Source organism: uncultured Actinomyces sp. (genome assembly GCA_900541895.1).
Lineage (GTDB): Bacteria > Actinomycetota > Actinomycetes > Actinomycetales > Actinomycetaceae > Pauljensenia.
In genome coordinates, this window is sequence record UWSI01000005.1 from 15,651 (window position 1) to 31,909 (window position 16,259).

The 16,259-nt window shown below is 53.7% G+C and carries 12 protein-coding genes; 3 read left to right on the forward strand and 9 right to left on the reverse strand.

The genetic code is table 11. The features are described 5' to 3' along the window. Positions 1 to 61: 61 nt before the first annotated feature. The 3 genes from QZR18_RS02575 to gdhA form a co-directional block, all read right to left on the reverse strand. Entirely contained in the window at positions 62 to 739 is a 678-nt protein-coding gene (locus QZR18_RS02575) for a response regulator transcription factor (RefSeq protein ID WP_178705384.1), read from the reverse strand. Further along, positions 736 to 1,584: a sensor histidine kinase KdpD gene (locus QZR18_RS02580; protein ID WP_295910247.1), complete on the reverse strand. Its 849-nt coding sequence runs from the start codon at positions 1,582 to 1,584 to the stop codon at positions 736 to 738. Before QZR18_RS02580 ends, QZR18_RS02575 begins: the two co-directional genes overlap by 4 nt. A gap of 115 nt (positions 1,585 to 1,699) precedes the next feature. Then, positions 1,700 to 3,064 carry an NADP-specific glutamate dehydrogenase gene (gdhA, locus tag QZR18_RS02585; RefSeq protein WP_178705387.1) on the reverse strand — a complete coding sequence of 455 codons (1,365 nt, stop codon included), beginning with the start codon at positions 3,062 to 3,064 and terminating at the stop codon, positions 1,700 to 1,702. 193 nt (positions 3,065 to 3,257) lie between these two features. Between gdhA and QZR18_RS02590 the strand changes: the two genes are divergently transcribed. Further along, positions 3,258 to 4,487 (forward strand): phosphotransferase, encoded by a 1,230-nt coding sequence (locus tag QZR18_RS02590; protein ID WP_178705390.1) that lies wholly within the window; start codon positions 3,258 to 3,260, stop codon positions 4,485 to 4,487. A gap of 109 nt (positions 4,488 to 4,596) precedes the next feature. Here QZR18_RS02590 and QZR18_RS02595 read toward each other — a convergent pair whose 3' ends face one another. The 3 genes from QZR18_RS02595 to QZR18_RS02605 all read right to left on the reverse strand — a co-directional run bounded on the left by QZR18_RS02595 (position 4,597) and on the right by QZR18_RS02605 (position 12,067). Then, the gene (locus QZR18_RS02595; protein ID WP_178705392.1) at positions 4,597 to 8,001 is read right to left on the reverse strand and encodes an ATP-dependent DNA helicase; all 3,405 of its coding nucleotides are present in this window, start codon (positions 7,999 to 8,001) and stop codon (positions 4,597 to 4,599) included. Further along, positions 7,998 to 11,144, reverse strand: coding sequence for a PD-(D/E)XK nuclease family protein (locus QZR18_RS02600; protein ID WP_178705395.1), 3,147 nt, complete (start codon positions 11,142 to 11,144; stop codon positions 7,998 to 8,000). The genes QZR18_RS02595 and QZR18_RS02600 overlap by 4 nt, the downstream gene beginning before the upstream one ends. Before the next feature lie 137 nt (positions 11,145 to 11,281). Then, positions 11,282 to 12,067, reverse strand: coding sequence for a DUF5067 domain-containing protein (locus tag QZR18_RS02605; RefSeq protein ID WP_178705398.1), 786 nt, complete (start codon positions 12,065 to 12,067; stop codon positions 11,282 to 11,284). Between the two features lie 258 nt (positions 12,068 to 12,325). Here QZR18_RS02605 and QZR18_RS02610 point away from each other — a divergent pair, with 258 nt between their 5' ends. Beyond that, positions 12,326 to 12,550: a DUF3107 domain-containing protein gene (locus QZR18_RS02610; RefSeq protein ID WP_178705401.1), complete on the forward strand. Its 225-nt coding sequence runs from the start codon at positions 12,326 to 12,328 to the stop codon at positions 12,548 to 12,550. 37 nt (positions 12,551 to 12,587) lie between these two features. On the opposite strand, the gene QZR18_RS02615 is transcribed toward QZR18_RS02610, so the two are convergent. Further along, positions 12,588 to 13,211 carry a ferritin-like fold-containing protein gene (locus tag QZR18_RS02615; RefSeq protein WP_178705404.1) on the reverse strand — a complete coding sequence of 208 codons (624 nt, stop codon included), beginning with the start codon at positions 13,209 to 13,211 and terminating at the stop codon, positions 12,588 to 12,590. 186 nt (positions 13,212 to 13,397) lie between these two features. Here QZR18_RS02615 and QZR18_RS02620 point away from each other — a divergent pair, with 186 nt between their 5' ends. Continuing rightward, entirely contained in the window at positions 13,398 to 15,032 is a 1,635-nt protein-coding gene (locus tag QZR18_RS02620; RefSeq protein ID WP_295910254.1) for a DEAD/DEAH box helicase, read from the forward strand. 116 nt (positions 15,033 to 15,148) lie between these two features. Here the strand turns inward: QZR18_RS02620 and QZR18_RS02625 are convergent, their stop codons facing one another. Then, positions 15,149 to 15,490, reverse strand: a complete 342-nt coding sequence (locus tag QZR18_RS02625) for a DUF2249 domain-containing protein (protein WP_178705410.1) — start codon at positions 15,488 to 15,490, stop codon at positions 15,149 to 15,151. Between the two features lie 132 nt (positions 15,491 to 15,622). Further along, positions 15,623 to 16,243 (reverse strand): CPBP family intramembrane glutamic endopeptidase, encoded by a 621-nt coding sequence (locus QZR18_RS02630; protein WP_291459091.1) that lies wholly within the window; start codon positions 16,241 to 16,243, stop codon positions 15,623 to 15,625. Positions 16,244 to 16,259 lie beyond the last annotated feature (16 nt).

Below are 16,259 nucleotides of genomic sequence, written 5' to 3' on the forward strand. Positions count from 1 at the left end.
CATTCTTACGTGAAACAGAACACGAAAAGCACACCCTTAGTAACGAGCGGTAACTGATCTGTTACCGAAGATCTGGCATTGTGTATCCAACCGAGCGAACCGATTGGATCAGCTCTCCCCCACGATCCCCAAGAGCGCCTCGCAAACGATAAGCGGTCATCTTGATCATGTCTTTCCCGCCAGAGCTATCCTGCGTTTCCCACACAGAGTTGAGAAGCTCGCGGTAGCTCACAGGCTCCCCAATATGCGAAGCAAGGAAATCCAAGAACCGTCGTTCTGTCGAGGACAACTCCACCTGCACACCGTCGACGTAGACTTTCCGGTCACGTCGATCGATGCGTAAAGGACCGTTGGACACAACATCGTTGGGGTCCTTCTTACTTCGGCGCAAAAGAGCCTGAGCGCGAAGAGTCATTTCCTTTGGGCTAAAAGGTTTCGTAATGTAGTCGTCCGCACCGCTTTCGAGTCCCTTGATGCGGTCGGATTCTTCAGAAAGCGCCGTAATCATGATGATCGGAACATCACTCATCGCTCGAATTCTTTGAGCAAGCGAAATCCCTGAGATCACGGGAATCATCAGGTCAAGAATGACCAGGTCGTAGTAGTGAGCAGTGAATTTCTCCCAAGCCTTCGCCCCATCGCTTGCAGTTTCTACAGTTATTCCCGCGGTTTCAAGGGCAAATTTGATAATCATGAGGATCTGGGGCTCATCATCAACAACTAAAGCCTTCGCACTCATTGGGCCCCCTCAGGCAGGAGTGATTGATCGCCGCTTCGTATGGTACGCGGAATAGTCAGATAGAAGGTTGTTCCTTTGGAGGAAACCGTATCAACCAAGATCGTGCCACCGTGAAGTTTCAAAATCTTTTGCGTCAGCATCATCCCTAAGCCCGTTCCAGGTCGTAGCGATCCTCCGGTATCGAATGGGATGAAAAGACGCTCTTTTTCTTCCTGGGTCATTCCGCGACCATCATCAACGATAGAAATGGTGACATCTTCGTCAAAAGCTTGTACTGTCACGACAATCGAAACATCATCGCCCGCATGACGGGCTGCATTATTAATAACATTGGCGATCGCCTGCCCCATCAAGCGCGGATCCAATGACATATAGATGGGGGCGCCATGGTTTTCCAAACGGATAGGCGAGGAATGGAAACGACGCATCTGCGCGACATGCCGACGCACTAGTTCGCGCATTTCAACGCGTTGAAGACGAAGATTGAATAAATCGGATTCCAGGCGTACTTCGGCCAGAAGATCATCGGCCATTTCGACAACCTGGTGCGCATTTTCGGCAATGGTCTTCGCAAACTTCATTTGCACATCATTCATAGGTCCAGCCGAGCCATCAGCAAGAAGTTCTGCCGCTCCCCTGACAACAGTTAATGGAGTGCGTAATTCATGGGAGAGAACCGCTGGGCCGGCCATGTAGTCCTGGTGAAGTTTGCGTAGTTGTTCTTTTTCTGCACGCAGGCGCTGAATGTCGCGACGCATCCGAAGAGCAAAGACAACCGCAAGAGCGGCAAGGAGCCACGAGACTGCGATAGCAACTATGGCAACTAATTGCATTGTCCTGCTCACCTTTCCATTGCACTCTCAACGATATCCCCACCCGGTCACGAAAGGCGAATGATGTATCTAAAAGGGGGTCCTTCACGCCATTGACGTGAAGGACCCCCTGCTGCGAGTCTTCGAATTAGATCAGGCCCTGAGCAACCATCGCATCGGCAACTTTGATGAAGCCGGCGAGGTTTGCACCTGCAACGTAATCGCCGGGAACACCGTATTCGTCAGCGGTTGCAAGGCAGTTCTCGTGAATGCCAACCATGATTTGGTGAAGCTTTGCGTCGGTCTCTTCGAAGGGCCACTGGGTGCGACCCGAGTTCTGCTGCATCTCGAGTCCCGAGGTAGCCACACCACCGGCATTCGAAGCCTTACCGGGTGCGTAAAGGACACCGGCGCGGCGCAGCTCATCAATGGCCTCGGGAGTGGTGGGCATGTTCGCGCCTTCCGCAACCATCTGCACGCCGTTATGAATCAGGGCCTCAACACCTTCAAGACCGAGCTCGTTCTGGGTAGCGCACGGAAGAGCAACGTCACAGGGAACCTCCCAAATCGAGCCTTCTGAGAAGAAGTGCGCGCTGGGACGCTCGGCGGCATAGTCGCTGACGCGACCGCGACGAACTTCCTTGACATCCTTCAGCAGATCGACATCGATTCCCTCTTCATCAATAACAAAACCGGAAGAATCGGACACTGCAACGACCTTCGCGCCCAGCTGCTGAGCCTTCTCGGTCGCGTAAATTGCCACATTTCCTGAACCGGAAACAACAACGCGCTTGCCTTCGAAAGAATCACCACGAGCACGAAGCATTTCCTGCGCAAAGTAGACCAAGCCATAACCGGTGGCCTCGGTACGAGCAAAGGAGCCGCCCCAGGTCAGGCCCTTACCCGTGAGAACACCGGCATCAAAGCTATTGCGAATGCGACGGTACTGTCCGAAAAGATAACCGATTTCGCGGCCACCCACACCAATATCACCGGCAGGAACATCGACGTTGGGACCAATATGACGCTGAAGCTCAGTCATGAATGACTGGCAAAAACGCATGATTTCGGCGTCAGACTTACCCTTGGGGTTGAAGTTTGCACCGCCCTTCGCACCTCCCATGGGCAGGCCGGTCAGAGAGTTCTTGAAAATCTGTTCAAATCCAAGGAACTTGATGATCGACAAGTTCACCGAGGGATGGAAACGCAGGCCACCCTTGTAGGGGCCGAGCGCGGAATTGAATTGAACGCGGAAGCCACGATTCACATGAATGTGCCCCTGATCATCACTCCAGGGAACACGGAACATGAGTTGGCGTTCAGGCTCGACAATTCGCTCAAAAATCGCCAGATCCTGATATTCGGGCTTACGCTCAACCAGAGGAGTCAGTGTCGAGAGAACCTCGAAGACTGCCTGGTGGAACTCACCTTGGTGGGGGTCGCGCGCTACCAGTTCATCGAAGACCGATGCGAGCTCGCGGGGAAGCTGAGATGTATCGAACTTTTCACTCATGTCTTGATCATGGCACATTCCGGTTTATTTACCTTTTCTTTTCCAACATATGGACTCCGCATTGCATGCGCTCTGATCACAGGCACGCAAAACTCACCGCAAACGCTCACATATTCGGTGTACATGGCGACAATTTTGCCTTCTCTCGATGCGCCTGCCCCGCTGTTTTCTCCCAGCACATTAAGGTCTAAACGTGACTCGATCTAAGACTCCCTATGAACTTGCTGCCCTTGCAACAGTTGCGGTTCCGCGGCTCGAAGTAGCCGGACTGCGTCCCCCGCAGTTCAGCGATGAGGTCCTTTCAGTCACCGGACTCATTGACACTTCAGGTGACCGCTGGATGGTTGTCTGCCCACACGACACTGTTGGCGGACTGGACATGGAAGCGCAGAACGCGGTTCTGGAGCGTTTGGGGAAGGCTCACGATTTCTCGAAGATCCCCTTTGAGGTTCCGCGTCCCGCTGGTTTCACCCGCACCCCAGAGGGTGATCGAGTCATGGTCCACCGCGATCTGGGTGGACACGTCATGGAAACCTCGGATTTCGACGACCCACACCTGCTTCCTGCATCTTTGGGAAATGCATTGGCCGCACTACACAATCTTCCCGAGCTGATCTATACCGGCGTCAATCTTCCGGCTTATTCGGCAATCGAGTGCCGTGACCGTCACCAAGCGGTTTTGGACGAGGCCGCGCAGGAAGTCGTCATTCCCGCAAACTTGTGGGATCGCTGGGAAGAGTCGCTGGAGAATTTGTCTCTGTGGCGTTTCCTCCCCTCCCCCATTCACGGCGACCTTTCCGAAACTTCGATTCACGTCGACCACGGTCGGGTCTGTGCATTGACAGGTTTTTCATCCGCACACGTTGGCGACCCTGCCGTCGATATTGCGTGGGTATTTGCGCGTGCTTCGGATGAGTTTTTAGAGCGCTTCCACGAGGCCTACCAGCAGACTCGTTCCGAGAAGGACTTGCACCTTCTGGCGCGCGCTGAGCTTCTTTCCGAATTGGCCGTGGTGCGTTGGTTGGTTCACGGTCTACACAGCGGGGATTCCGATATTGTCGACGAGGCCCGAGCCATGTTGGCAGAGCTCTCGGCAAGTGTCGGAGAGAGCACTCCGAAGCGCACAGAAGAGCCTGTGAAGACTCCAAACGATTCTTCGACTGCAGAAAAAGAGTCTTCTTCACAGAGCGAGGACACAGCCCTTCGGACATCTGAGTCGACTCCCGAGAGCCCGCTCGCTACCGACGCAGCTCGAAGCACTGCCTCCACCGGCAAGGGCGAAGGTCATGCTCGTCCTCACTCCGGTCCGATCAGGCTGAGTGCCCACACGTCACAAGCTGATTCTGAGGGTGATTCTAAGCAAGCGGCTGAAGCACCGACTGAGCACATCGATATGAGTGCGATCCTGCCTACTCACGAGTAGATCAGGCACTGTATTATTTCTCAGTTTTTCTACTTTTCTACGCGGTACTTAGCGACGCGAGGTAAACACCTTCAACGTGCAGCCATCCTTCCTTCACTGTCCGTCAGTGCTAGCTGGGATTTTTCTTCTGGAGTTCGGTGAGTGCATGGGTGAGCTGGGATTCAAGCTGATCGACGGGCGCACCGGTTTGAGTCACGATGTCTTCGATGCTGTAGCTAATAGGACCCCTGAGGAAACACACTCGCGCTTGCACTTCACTGGGAGAGAGACCTTCGCGCTGCGCCCAGGCGATGCGGTAGAGCTGAAGCTGACGCGCGTAGTATTCCCACGTCGAAAGCGGCGTGTTCTTCCCAGGAAGGTGCGATGTCTTCCAGTCAATGACGATGTATGTGCCGTTGGCATCTTTAAATACCGCGTCGATTCTTCCTTGAATAGATATTCCCGCGAGGGTAAGCGCAAAGGGCTCTTCGATCGCAATGGGTTCAAGCTGTTCTAGGTCTAGCAAATGGAAGTTTTCTTGCATCTGAGCAAGCAATTGTTGATCAGAAGCTTCCAGTGCTTCGCTGCCTTCCACGGGTTCATCCCACAGTTCACCGGTACTGAGGTGAAGTTCTTTTTCAACCCATTTGTGGAAGATCGTGCCGAGCACGGAACTTGATTGGGGTTCAACGGGCAAAGGCCTACGGATATTGTTAATCCACGTATCTGCCTTCCCAATCAAGTCTGAGATCCCGGTGGCACGAACGCGATCAATGCGAATATCAAGCGCCGAATGAAGAGTCTTTTCTCGTTCTTCAAGCAGTAGCTGGGTGTCGTGAACCAAGGGATTGTCGCTGGCATCCAAGACATCTGGGTCACCTTCACTCTGATCTATGAGTGCTTGAACGCGTGCAGCGCTTTCAATGACCAGCTGGCGTGAACGTCCTGGAAGGATTGGATACTGTCGCAGTCGAGTATCGACCTCGATAAGCTGTTCAGATTCCCAGTCTTCGTCAGGTCGCGCGGCGACCTGTTGAGCGTCTAGATCGAGTGCGTTCACTGTTTCCATGAGATAGCGGGATGGATCGCGCGGTTTCAGGCTTCCTGAGTCAAACCAAGAACCACACAGGAGTAGATCGTGTCGCGCTCGAGTCCATGCGACATAAGCCAAACGCCGTTCTTCGCATTCGTGGTGAATTCCTTGGCGATAGTGGATGCTCTCTTTATTTGTTTCCTTGCCGGACTTTCCCTGCATATGGTTGTTGAAGATGCTCATCGCTGTGGTCCGCGAACTTGTTGCTTCAGATGCGAGCAGATCAAAATATTCTGCTATTCCGGTTTGCCCGTACTCTTCAGGGACGATCTGGGGAAGATCCGAATAATCTCTGCGCACGGGGTAGGGCAACTCTGAAAGCGAGTTAAACCATTCTTTTGCCCCCGGAGGATCCTGCTTCCAGTCTCTTGGAGAGGCACTGTGGTTAGGGAAGCGCGAATCTTGTAGGCCAAAGACCACGACCGAATCCCATTCCAAACCCTTTGCAGAGTGAATCGTCAGCAATTGGACGGCATCGGCCCGAGTGGCGCTGGTAGGGATTGGGAGTCCTTTTTCTTCTTCCTCTGCGACCGCCAGCCATGTCAGGAATCCGGAGAGATCAGCCCCTGCGACCTGCGCTTCGTAGTCAGCCGCGATATCAACGAATGCATCGAGCATTTCCATTCCCCCGTCACCCAGGGGGTCGGACATGATGGCTTCTCTGAGCCCAAGGATGGACATTGCACGCTCGATTTGTTCATCGAGTGGCCTACCGGTTCCTTGACGAATAATTTCAAGTCGGCGTGCAAGAAGCGAAAGTCGTTCATGTGCGACGACGGTAAATGACGGGCCTCCTGAAGGCGCATGCCATCCCACAGGCGGAAGCTGATCGATGGCATCCATAAGGAAAACATCCGGATGTTCCTCTTCAGCCTGCGTTCCCTGTCGAGCCCGGTATTTTGCATATTGGTGAAGAACCAGAAGGTCCGCCGCGCCAATATCCATCGCGGTGACAAGGCGCATAAGGGCTGGGGCATTCGTCGGATCTGAAGCGAGCTCAAGGGCGGCTCGAACATCACTGACCGAGGGCTGGTCTAAGAGGCCTCCTAAACCGACAACTTGAACCGGGATATTTGCGTCTTTGAGTGCACGTTCAATCGCAGGAAAATCTGCACGCCTACGACACAACACAGCGCAGGTGTTCCACTTCCCTTTTTCGTCTTGGATGCGATGCTGTCGGATAAATTCGACGACATGCTCAAGTTCTTCCTGGTAGGTCAGCGGATAGCTTGCGCTGACTTTCCCTTCTCCTGCTTGAGGCCTTGGCCCAAGAACTGGAGGTTTGACCTGGGGAACCTTAATGGAGGTGCTTCCTGAGCCGTTTTCTTGCCCGATTCTGGGAAGGCCTCGCAGCGGACGAGCAACCGCATTTGCTGCCTGAAGGATCGCGTGGTCGTTTCTCCACGCGGTAGATAGGGTGAGTTGGTTTGCCTCATGCCGGCTTGAAAATGCGGTCAAGAAGTTACTGAGCGCGGATGCCGAAGCACCTCTCCAACCGTAAATTGCTTGGCTGGGATCACCGACTGCGGTCGTTGGATGATCTGCAAATAGAGTGGAGAGGAAGGCCATCTGGATGACCGATGTATCTTGGAATTCGTCGAGAAGGACAGCTTGATAGTCGGAGCGCACCTGACGGACAACTGCAGCATTCTCCGTAACGATTCGTGTTGCAAGAAGAAGCTGATCTGAAAAATCAATCAGACCGTGACTGCGTTTGTAGTCTTCGAATACCCGTGCCATATCAAGGAGCAAAATCCTATTGGCATTGACGGTAATCATGGATTTGAGGGAACCAGTTGGATCTTTTCCTGCAGATTGAGCGATTTCTTCCAGCTCTTCGCTAAATGCACGGAGGGCTTTTGTTCCCTGCTCAAGAGTCATATTTTGTTCCGCGATATGACCGCTTAATGCAAGTACCGCGGCAACAATTGATGATGTCGGTTTGTATCGTCCATCTTCTTCGGGATATTCTCCCCTCCAGTTTTGGACGATCTCGGTAAGAATCTGAACCTGCTGCGCCTGTCCAATCAAGCGCGAATCGGGATCTACCCCAATTGTTGCGCCGTACTCGCCAAGGATTCGAGCGGCGAAAGAGTTATAGGTCAATGCCGTTGGATCGCCCTGGAAGCTACGGCCAAGATTTGATGCCAAGACCCCGAGGTCTTGTCGTATTTTGAGGCCCAGCTCCCCCGCTGCTTTTCGTGTAAAGGTCAAGCCAAGAATTCGCTCCGGCTCGATTCCATGATGGGCAACCATGTAGAGCACACGCTGTGACATGGTAGTTGTCTTCCCTGCGCCCGCTCCCGCAACGACAAGCAGGGGCTCAAGAGGTGCTTCAATTACGGCACGCTGCTCATCCGTTGGGGGGAAATACTGGCGACTTCTAGGGGTGGCCAAACGCAGAATTTCATCAACACTGAGCTGTGTACTATCGATGCTCATTCCACACTCCTCTTTCCTTGCTCACGAGCTGGGCAGGAACGGGCGAACTCGCAGTATTGGCATGCTTCATCAGAGGGCGTCGCAATAAAAGATGGGCCTTTCATTTTCTGCCCGATCTCATCAAGCTGGCTGATCCAATCCGCCCTTGTTTCCGGGTCTAAGGGGTCTTGCGAGATGGTCCGGACATCACCGTAACCAAGATATTTGAGCTCTGCTCCTAAAACTTCATAACCCAGTTGTTCGACTGCGAGTTGATAGAGAGCGAGCTGCGGGTGGTCCGGGTCCTTTTTCGCGCCGGTTTTATTTCCCTTCTTCCCGGTCTTGAAGTCAATAATCCGAACGCCTTGGCCTTCCAATTCCATTCGGTCAATTCTTCCGCGGATGTGAACTGAAGAGATTGGAACATCGAATGGCACTTCAACTTGAACATTTCCGTTCGGATCTGCACAGTTCCCCATTTGACTAGATTGCTCAAGATATTCGCCGAGTGCAGATGCCATCTCTCGAAGGTGGTCCATGTGGATTTTGCTTGCGGCTTGTCCTTCATCCACACCCATTGCGCGAATCTCTTCTTCGAGTGCATCCATAACAGCACTGCGAGGCCCGCATGGGAAGCGCTCGGCCAGGCTGTGGATTAACGTTCCATCTGCTGCACTCTGCGTCGGCATCGACGTGCCGCTATTGGAAGCAAAGAACCAGCGAAGAATACATTGACGTGCGCTATCAAAACTGGAGGGGCTCACGGCGACACGCTGTTGGTCATAGATCGGGCTATCGGAGCTGATCCCTCCGGCTCCAATCCAATTGCTGGGAATTGCGCTGGCGACTCCGCATCTGGCAAGAATTGCAAGCAGACGGGTAGCAAGCTCGGGTGTTTGGGAGCCATTCTCCTGCGCGGCAAGATACCTCAGTCTGGAGATATGACCAGAAAGGTCTAACGCGGGTGGGACGTCTTCAATGGGAAAACCGTCTTCGGGGATCTCGATCCCCGCTCCTTGTGCAACGAGTTCAACAAATTGCGATGGTGCTTGATCTTCATTGGAAACAACTCCGATGTGCAGTGCCAGATTCGTTCGTGAAACGGCAGCAAGAAGGCGCCGAAGTTCATCGTCTAAAACTGCCCGACGTTGGATTCGAGGGTCATCAATGACCTCTTGTGCAGGGTCCGTACTACGTGTGATCTCCCCAAGAAGATCGGCGCGCAGCAGACGCTGTCGAAGCCGGAGATCAGGCCAGCTGCCATCCTGAAGCCCATAAATTGCAACGACGTCCCAATGCCGCCCAATCGCCTGTTCTGGAGTGAGAACCTGGATCCCTTCGTGGCGATATGCGGTTGCAGCGATGGTGTCGGTCACTACATCGGATTCGAGGAGCTCACGCGCAAACTCTGCGGCGGTTCTCTGCGGATTTCTTTGTTGCCAGATATCCGCGACTCTAAACAGCGCAATCACCGAATCTAAGACATCGTCAAAATAATCTGAATCCGAGTCGTGCGCTAATGCCCGTTTGCTCAGTTCCTCCGCTACATCTGCCGTCGCCCATGCTTCCCAGAGCGCTTTTTGAGGGCTGAGGGTTTCTACTTCTTTCCATAGCGTCGAGGCCTTAAGAAGCTTGCGCAGTTCCTTTTCCACGTTCTGTGAGACAAGAGAAGGGTCCTGAAGAATACGAGAGATCGTCTCTGTACTGAGGTGCTGAACGCGCCCCTGTGCCAGCTTCTGATCGCTATGCGCCCACACATAGTTGTGAAGGAGCGAACTCACATGCAGAGCATCGATCGAGATCAGATCTGAACGTAGCCAGCGATCGATCACTCCCACGCCATTGTCGTCATTCGGAATTAAGGTTTTCAGCAACGCACTGGTCATTGAATTGGATGCAAAATTAAAGGCTTGTTGCCCTCCAGCCAGGGGAATTTTGCTACGTTTGAGAGCCCTTCTGGCCTGCTGAATGAGAGATTGCGAGCGAACAATCACTATCTGCTGAGACCAAGGAATGTTGTCACGCAGATAATGGGAGCGCAGCTGATATCCCAGAGCCGCCCCCATCTGTGCAAGGCTGGCACAGTTGTGGATGAATATCCCTTGCTCACCGAGTCGTCTTTCAGAGTCACCAGCAAATGCGGCATTTCTTCTTCCGGCGGGTCCGCTTTGTGTAATGCGTGAGGCAAGCGAAAGGGTCAACGCATGAAGCTGAGGAGTACCGACGTAGCCAGCCCCGCAATCTTCAATTTGGATATCGAGGATTCTGGCCAGATCGAGATCCATATGGGCATAACCACGCTTGTATGAGGTTACTGAGAGATCCGGATTCGAGAAAGCAATGATACGACTTCCCAATTGATGCGCGACATGAAGTAGCTTCAGCAGCGAGGGGGTGCAGTCCTGTAGGTCATCGATCAGAAGATACTGTGGAATCGGGGCAAAAATCCGCACTCCGACGGACTGCGCACGATCATCCCATTGGGCAAGGAGCTGGGCAGCTTGCCTTCCCAATCCAGCCCCGTGCGCCAACATGGTTCCTCGGAACTCCACCCCCAGCTGCGGAAGGTCGTTCCATTTCCTGAGCAGGGGTGCAAGGCTCACCCACTGCTTCATTCCACGGATGCGACCGAGCTGCTCGAGATGCTCAGCAGTGGTCCCAGACTCTGCAGCAGTATCAATGAGATCACGTAGTTCCATCCGAAATGCCGGAAGTGAACGGATGGTGTCTGAAAGCTCTTCGGGCCACTGAATCGCAGTTTCTTCTAACAGTTGAGAGACCATGCGATCCATGTTTGCGCCCGTCAGGAGCTCAACATCACCCAGCGGTTGATCACGCGTATTTCGCCACTGCGACACGATTGAATAGGCCCACCCAATGGGGGTTCGAACCGGGCGCACTGCATTGGGAGCAAGCGCTTGTACCGCAGGCATTAATTGATCGGCACGCAAACGATCCGGAGTGAGAACTAAAAACGAATGGTCGTTGCGTACAAGTTCAGCAACAGCAGCAAGAAGAAGAGTCGTCTTCCCGCTTCCGGGCGCACCGCGAAGTACAGCATCACCTTCAGTAATCTGCTTAAGCAGCAAGCGCTGATGGTCGCTGAGTTCCGGTAGCCCTGAGAATTCAGAGCCAACCGTGATACGCACCGGTGTGTTGTTCATATAGTGATTCTGACAGAGGCCACCGGCATTTGGAGCCAACTTTTGGCTTCACATCGAAATTGAGAAAAATGTGCCCCCGAAGCGGAGGCTTCGGGGGCACATTCTGGCAGTCCTACTCAAGGTGGGAGATTAACCCTTTACTGAAGTGAATATTCCTTTTTGAATGCCTTCGTTGAAGGGACAGTGCTGTCAATCATCAGCGTAACTGGAGCAGCTGCATCGCGAAGAACATACCCTTTCACAAGGGTCATGCTTTTACCAGCTGGGAGCTCTTCCAAGTCCGCGAAAGGCTCGTATCCTTCAGGCATTAGATTATCGGAATAAACTGCACTATCGAGCGCAGCCTTGTTTTGGGATACCTCAACATAGTATGCAAAAGGATTCAAACTACTTGTGTCATTATTTGTGATCTTTAATGTCACAGCGACCGTTGGCTCACCTTCCTGGTCATCTACCGACTCCTCGACCTTCTTCACCTCAATCGTGACTTTACCGTTCTCCAGCTGAACAACATCCGAGGTAGCCGCACCTTTGGAAGCTCGAGACGATACAAAAGGTGCCCCGAAGGCCTTACCATTAGCCTTCGGATACATAGCTTGGCTTCCAAAAACAACAACAATGGCAAGAATCGAAATCACCAGTGAGGTGATTGCTATACCGGAGCCACGGTGAGTCATATCCGGGCGTGTCTGAACGACAGCAAGAATCGCCACGACTGTAGCAATAAGGGCCAGAATGAAAATTAGATTGTGAAGAATCGGAATCCAGGACAGGAGAAGAGAAATAATTCCCAACACGAGTGCGGTGATAGCAAGGGGAGATAAGGGTTTAACTACAGTTGCTACTCCAAATTGTCCTTGAGGAGGAACAGTCGAATAAACCCCCTCAACGGGCATTTCCTGAGGATAAGGAGGAAAAGACATCGTTCACCTTTCGAGTAGATTCAACTTTAAGCTTTACCGCCAGAACACAAAACAACTCGTCAACACAACCCGATAGCTACCGCTTCTCGCACTATTTTCAACACAACCCTACATGCTAACCACTTAGAGACTAAACCGCGACGACGCTTCAACTGCCTCCACAATTACGCCCTCGCAGAAATAGCAGGCCCGCTCCCCCGTCTGCACGTACTATGGGGACACAGAAGACCATTCGATCCACAACATCTGGGAGTCGCAGTGAACATCACGATCGGTATCAACGCCAGCCCGCGCGAACTCGACCTCGAGCTGGACCTCAGCGAAGACGAACTCTTCGCCCAAGTCACCAATTCCCTACGCGAGCAGACTCCCCTGATCCTTACGGACACCAAGGGAGAGAAAACACTCGTTCCCGCCCAGGCGATTTCCTACGTGCGCGTGACTGCCCCGCAGACGCACCGCGTCGGCTTTGCAATTCACTAGAAGTAAGCCGAATGAGCTGACATTGATCCACCTGCGTCTAACCGCGCAGGTGGATTCCTTTCATACGCTCTGCATGCTCAACACTCAACGCCTGAGCAATAGCATCTGCATCTTCGGGAGAATCTGATAACTCAGGGTGCATGAACAGGGTTGAGCGCACCAATCCCAAAACCTCTCCAGCAACCCTTCTCGCCCACAAAGACAGGCGCGCAGCAAGCTGCTCATCGGCCTCGAAAATCGGAGCCAAATTCTGACGCTCCCACTCCCCCTGCTCAAGATCCCACTTCGCCCCCGCGAAAAGGTTTTTACGCGACGCAATCTCACGCAGCAGGCCACCCAAGATTCCCAAGGTCACATAGGTTTTGACCGTGCGCTCGTACCAGGTCGTCGGTCGAGTACGCGCATCCAGATCGTCATAGAGTCCATCAAAAGCTTGAGCCTTCACAGCTAAGTCAACACCGCGATGCTGACACCACGTTTCAACCTGGGTGTAGGTATCAAAAACTCGAGTGGCCATACGCGCATGCTCGACCTTCGCCTCGAAAGTCGGCGCCTGGTCACTGTCCTTTGCCAAGCGTGTCATTGCGGCCAAAATCGAATACGCGATCAGACCGACAACGTCAGCGTCGCGATCCGGCACAGATTCATAGGTGCGTTCCATGCACTAACACTACATCAGATAAACGTGACGGGTTCCTCCTCGAGCGATCCGCGTCAACCTCGTAGAATACAAATGACAGTGCTGACCGATCGCACGTGAGATATTTTGCCCGGGCACCTACGCCCCTTGAAGAAGAACCGCGATCGGCTGCAATTTCCAACGGGTTTTTCCCAGAACAGGTTGATCGTGACTTCACCGTCTGACTACTCTGCTGGCGTCGTACGTTTGGGCTCAATCAAAGCCCCTTCGACCCAAGAAGATGAAACCACCCCCGATATTACGAACTCGGGAAATGAAACTTTCGAAGCGAAGTCTTTCGCTGATTTCGGGGTCAGTGACCCCATTGTTGATGCGCTTGAAGAACGAGGCATCACCCACCCCTTCCCAATCCAGGCACTGACTCTTCCCGTCGCACTGGATCGCCACGACATTATTGGCCAGGCCAAGACCGGTACCGGTAAGACTCTGGGATTCGGCATCCCCGTACTGGAAGATGTCATTGCTCCGGATGAAGAAGGCTACGAAGACCTTCTCAACCCGAATATGCCGCAGGCACTCATTATTTTGCCAACCCGCGAGCTCACCAAGCAGGTGGCCGATGATCTGCGTGCAGCGGCTTCTAAGCTCTCAACGCGCATTGTTGACATCTACGGCGGCGTTGCTTTTGAACCGCAGATTGAAGCACTCAAGCGAGGCGCGGATATCGTTGTCGGCACCCCGGGGCGTTTGATCGATTTGCTCCGCCAAGGCGTTCTGCACCTGAACGGCGTGGAAAATGTTGTCCTTGACGAGGCCGACGAGATGCTTGACCTCGGTTTCCTCCCCGACGTGGAAACCTTGCTCTCACGCATTCCCGCGGACCGCCACATGATGCTTTTCTCGGCGACCATGCCCGGACCTGTGATCACGCTGGCTCGCAAGTTCATGACCCAGCCGACCCACATCCGCGCGCAGGATCCCGACGATCAGGGTCAGACCGTCAACACGGTCCAGCAGGTGATTTACCGCGCTCACGCCATGAACAAGACCGAGATCGTTGCGCGCATCTTGCAGGCACGAGGCCGCGGTCGCGCTGTGATTTTCTGTCGTACCAAGCGTGCGGCCGCGCGCGTTGCCGACGAACTCAGTGAGCGCGGTTTCGCGGTTGCTGCCCTTCACGGCGACCTCGGTCAGGGGGCGCGTGAGCAGGCCCTGCGTGCCTTCCGCAATGGCAAGGTCGATGTTTTGGTCGCAACAGATGTTGCCGCGCGAGGCATCGACGTTGACGATGTCACTCACGTCATCAACTACCAGTGCCCCGAAGACGAGAAGGTCTACATTCACCGCATTGGCCGTACCGGTCGCGCGGGGAATTCCGGTACAGCTGTGACCTTCGTCGATTGGGACGATGTCCCGCGTTGGTCGTTGATTTCGAAGGCGCTGGGCTTGGGAGTTCCAGAGCCTCTGGAGACTTACCACACCTCGCCGCACCTGTACACGGATTTGGATATTCCCGAGGACGTTACAGGACGTCTTCCGCGCGCACAGCGTACGCGCGAGGGGCTTAGCGCCGAAAAGATTGAGGACTTGGGCGGTTCCTCGCGTGGTGGCCGAGGCCGAGGCCGGGGTGGTCGTTCCTCTGGCCGCTCGGGAGGACGCGGAGAACGTTCAACTTCTGGCGAACGGACCCGCACCCGACGTCGTACCCGCAAGGACGGAGATCAGACGTTGAATTCCGGAAAGCAGGGACGTTCCGATCGCGGAACCAAGGGCCGAGGCCGAGGTGAGCACTCCCCCGCACCGCGAAAGCGGGTGCGCCGCCGTAAGGGTAGCGAAGAGTGACACCCATAAGCAGGCAGAGCGTCTAAGTGTGTGCCCCGTACCAATCGGTACGGGGCACACACTTAGCGCAGTAAGAGTTATTCAATCTCTCAAGGTGAGCAGTCTATATCTCCTGATCAGCCAACGCGGGTGATCTTAACGATCGCACCTTCATCGCTGACGGCGACCAGTTCGTAGGAAAAATCGCCTTCAAGAGTCATGTCGATCTGGTTGAGAAGCGGCGTGGGCACGTGAGGCGCAACCAGCTCCATGGCCTCGCCGACGTTCAAAGAAGAAACGGCACCTAGGATTGCGGGGTGACGCAGGCGAGGCGGGAAGGGACGTGCATCCAAGCGCGGAAGTTGAGCTCCATGATCACAACCGCAGCCGCAACCACCGGACTGAGCAGGCTCCTGTGCTTTTTCAGCGGAAACATCACGAAGTTCGAATTCGGGCAGGTTGGAATTAGGCTCGATCATGAGATCCCTTTCGTGGGGCTCGGCGACTGAATCAAGCGCCTGAGCAACAGCTTCTAATAAAACATAGTTTATACGTTTTTATTAAACCTGCCCTTTGAGGGTATTGGATTCCCGGAGTAGTCCACTTCAAAACTACAGAAGATTAAACGCACTCCCCAGAGCGACCAGGAGATTTGCTAAAGAGTGCAGCATCCAACTGGGAACCACAGAACCTCCGGCCGCCTGTTCGTTCAACCACCCCATAACCCAGCCGTTGATTCCAGAAAGAACAGTGATGGCAACAAGGCTTGATACGGGGAGATAGTTGATAAACAACAGCACGTGAAGAAGACCAAACACGATGGCTTGAATGGCGTTTCCGCGGGAAAAACCAAAGGACGCACATAAACGCTTAGCTAAGAAACCACGGAAGAATAGTTCCTCAGCCAAGCCGGTCTGAATAAAGGCATAGAGAAGGATCGGGACGACTGCAAGAAGTCCGGCGCCGATAAATCGCGAGGTCGCCAGAGCGCCCCATACCGGACTTGCAATCCGCAGAGATGCCAGCGATACAGCGACCCAGCACGCTAAGGCGATGCCCAGTTGCTTCTGCGAAACACGCTGAACAGGACCGACTTTCCACATCGGAACATAAAGACCAATCCAGGTCGCAAATTCCAGGCGACGTTTAGTTGTCACCGCCCACCAAATCACTGGAATCAGCAGAGAAATTCCCAACTGAACGAAAGATGAAATAAAAGTCGCGAAGAGCATGAGTTTCCCTGTCACA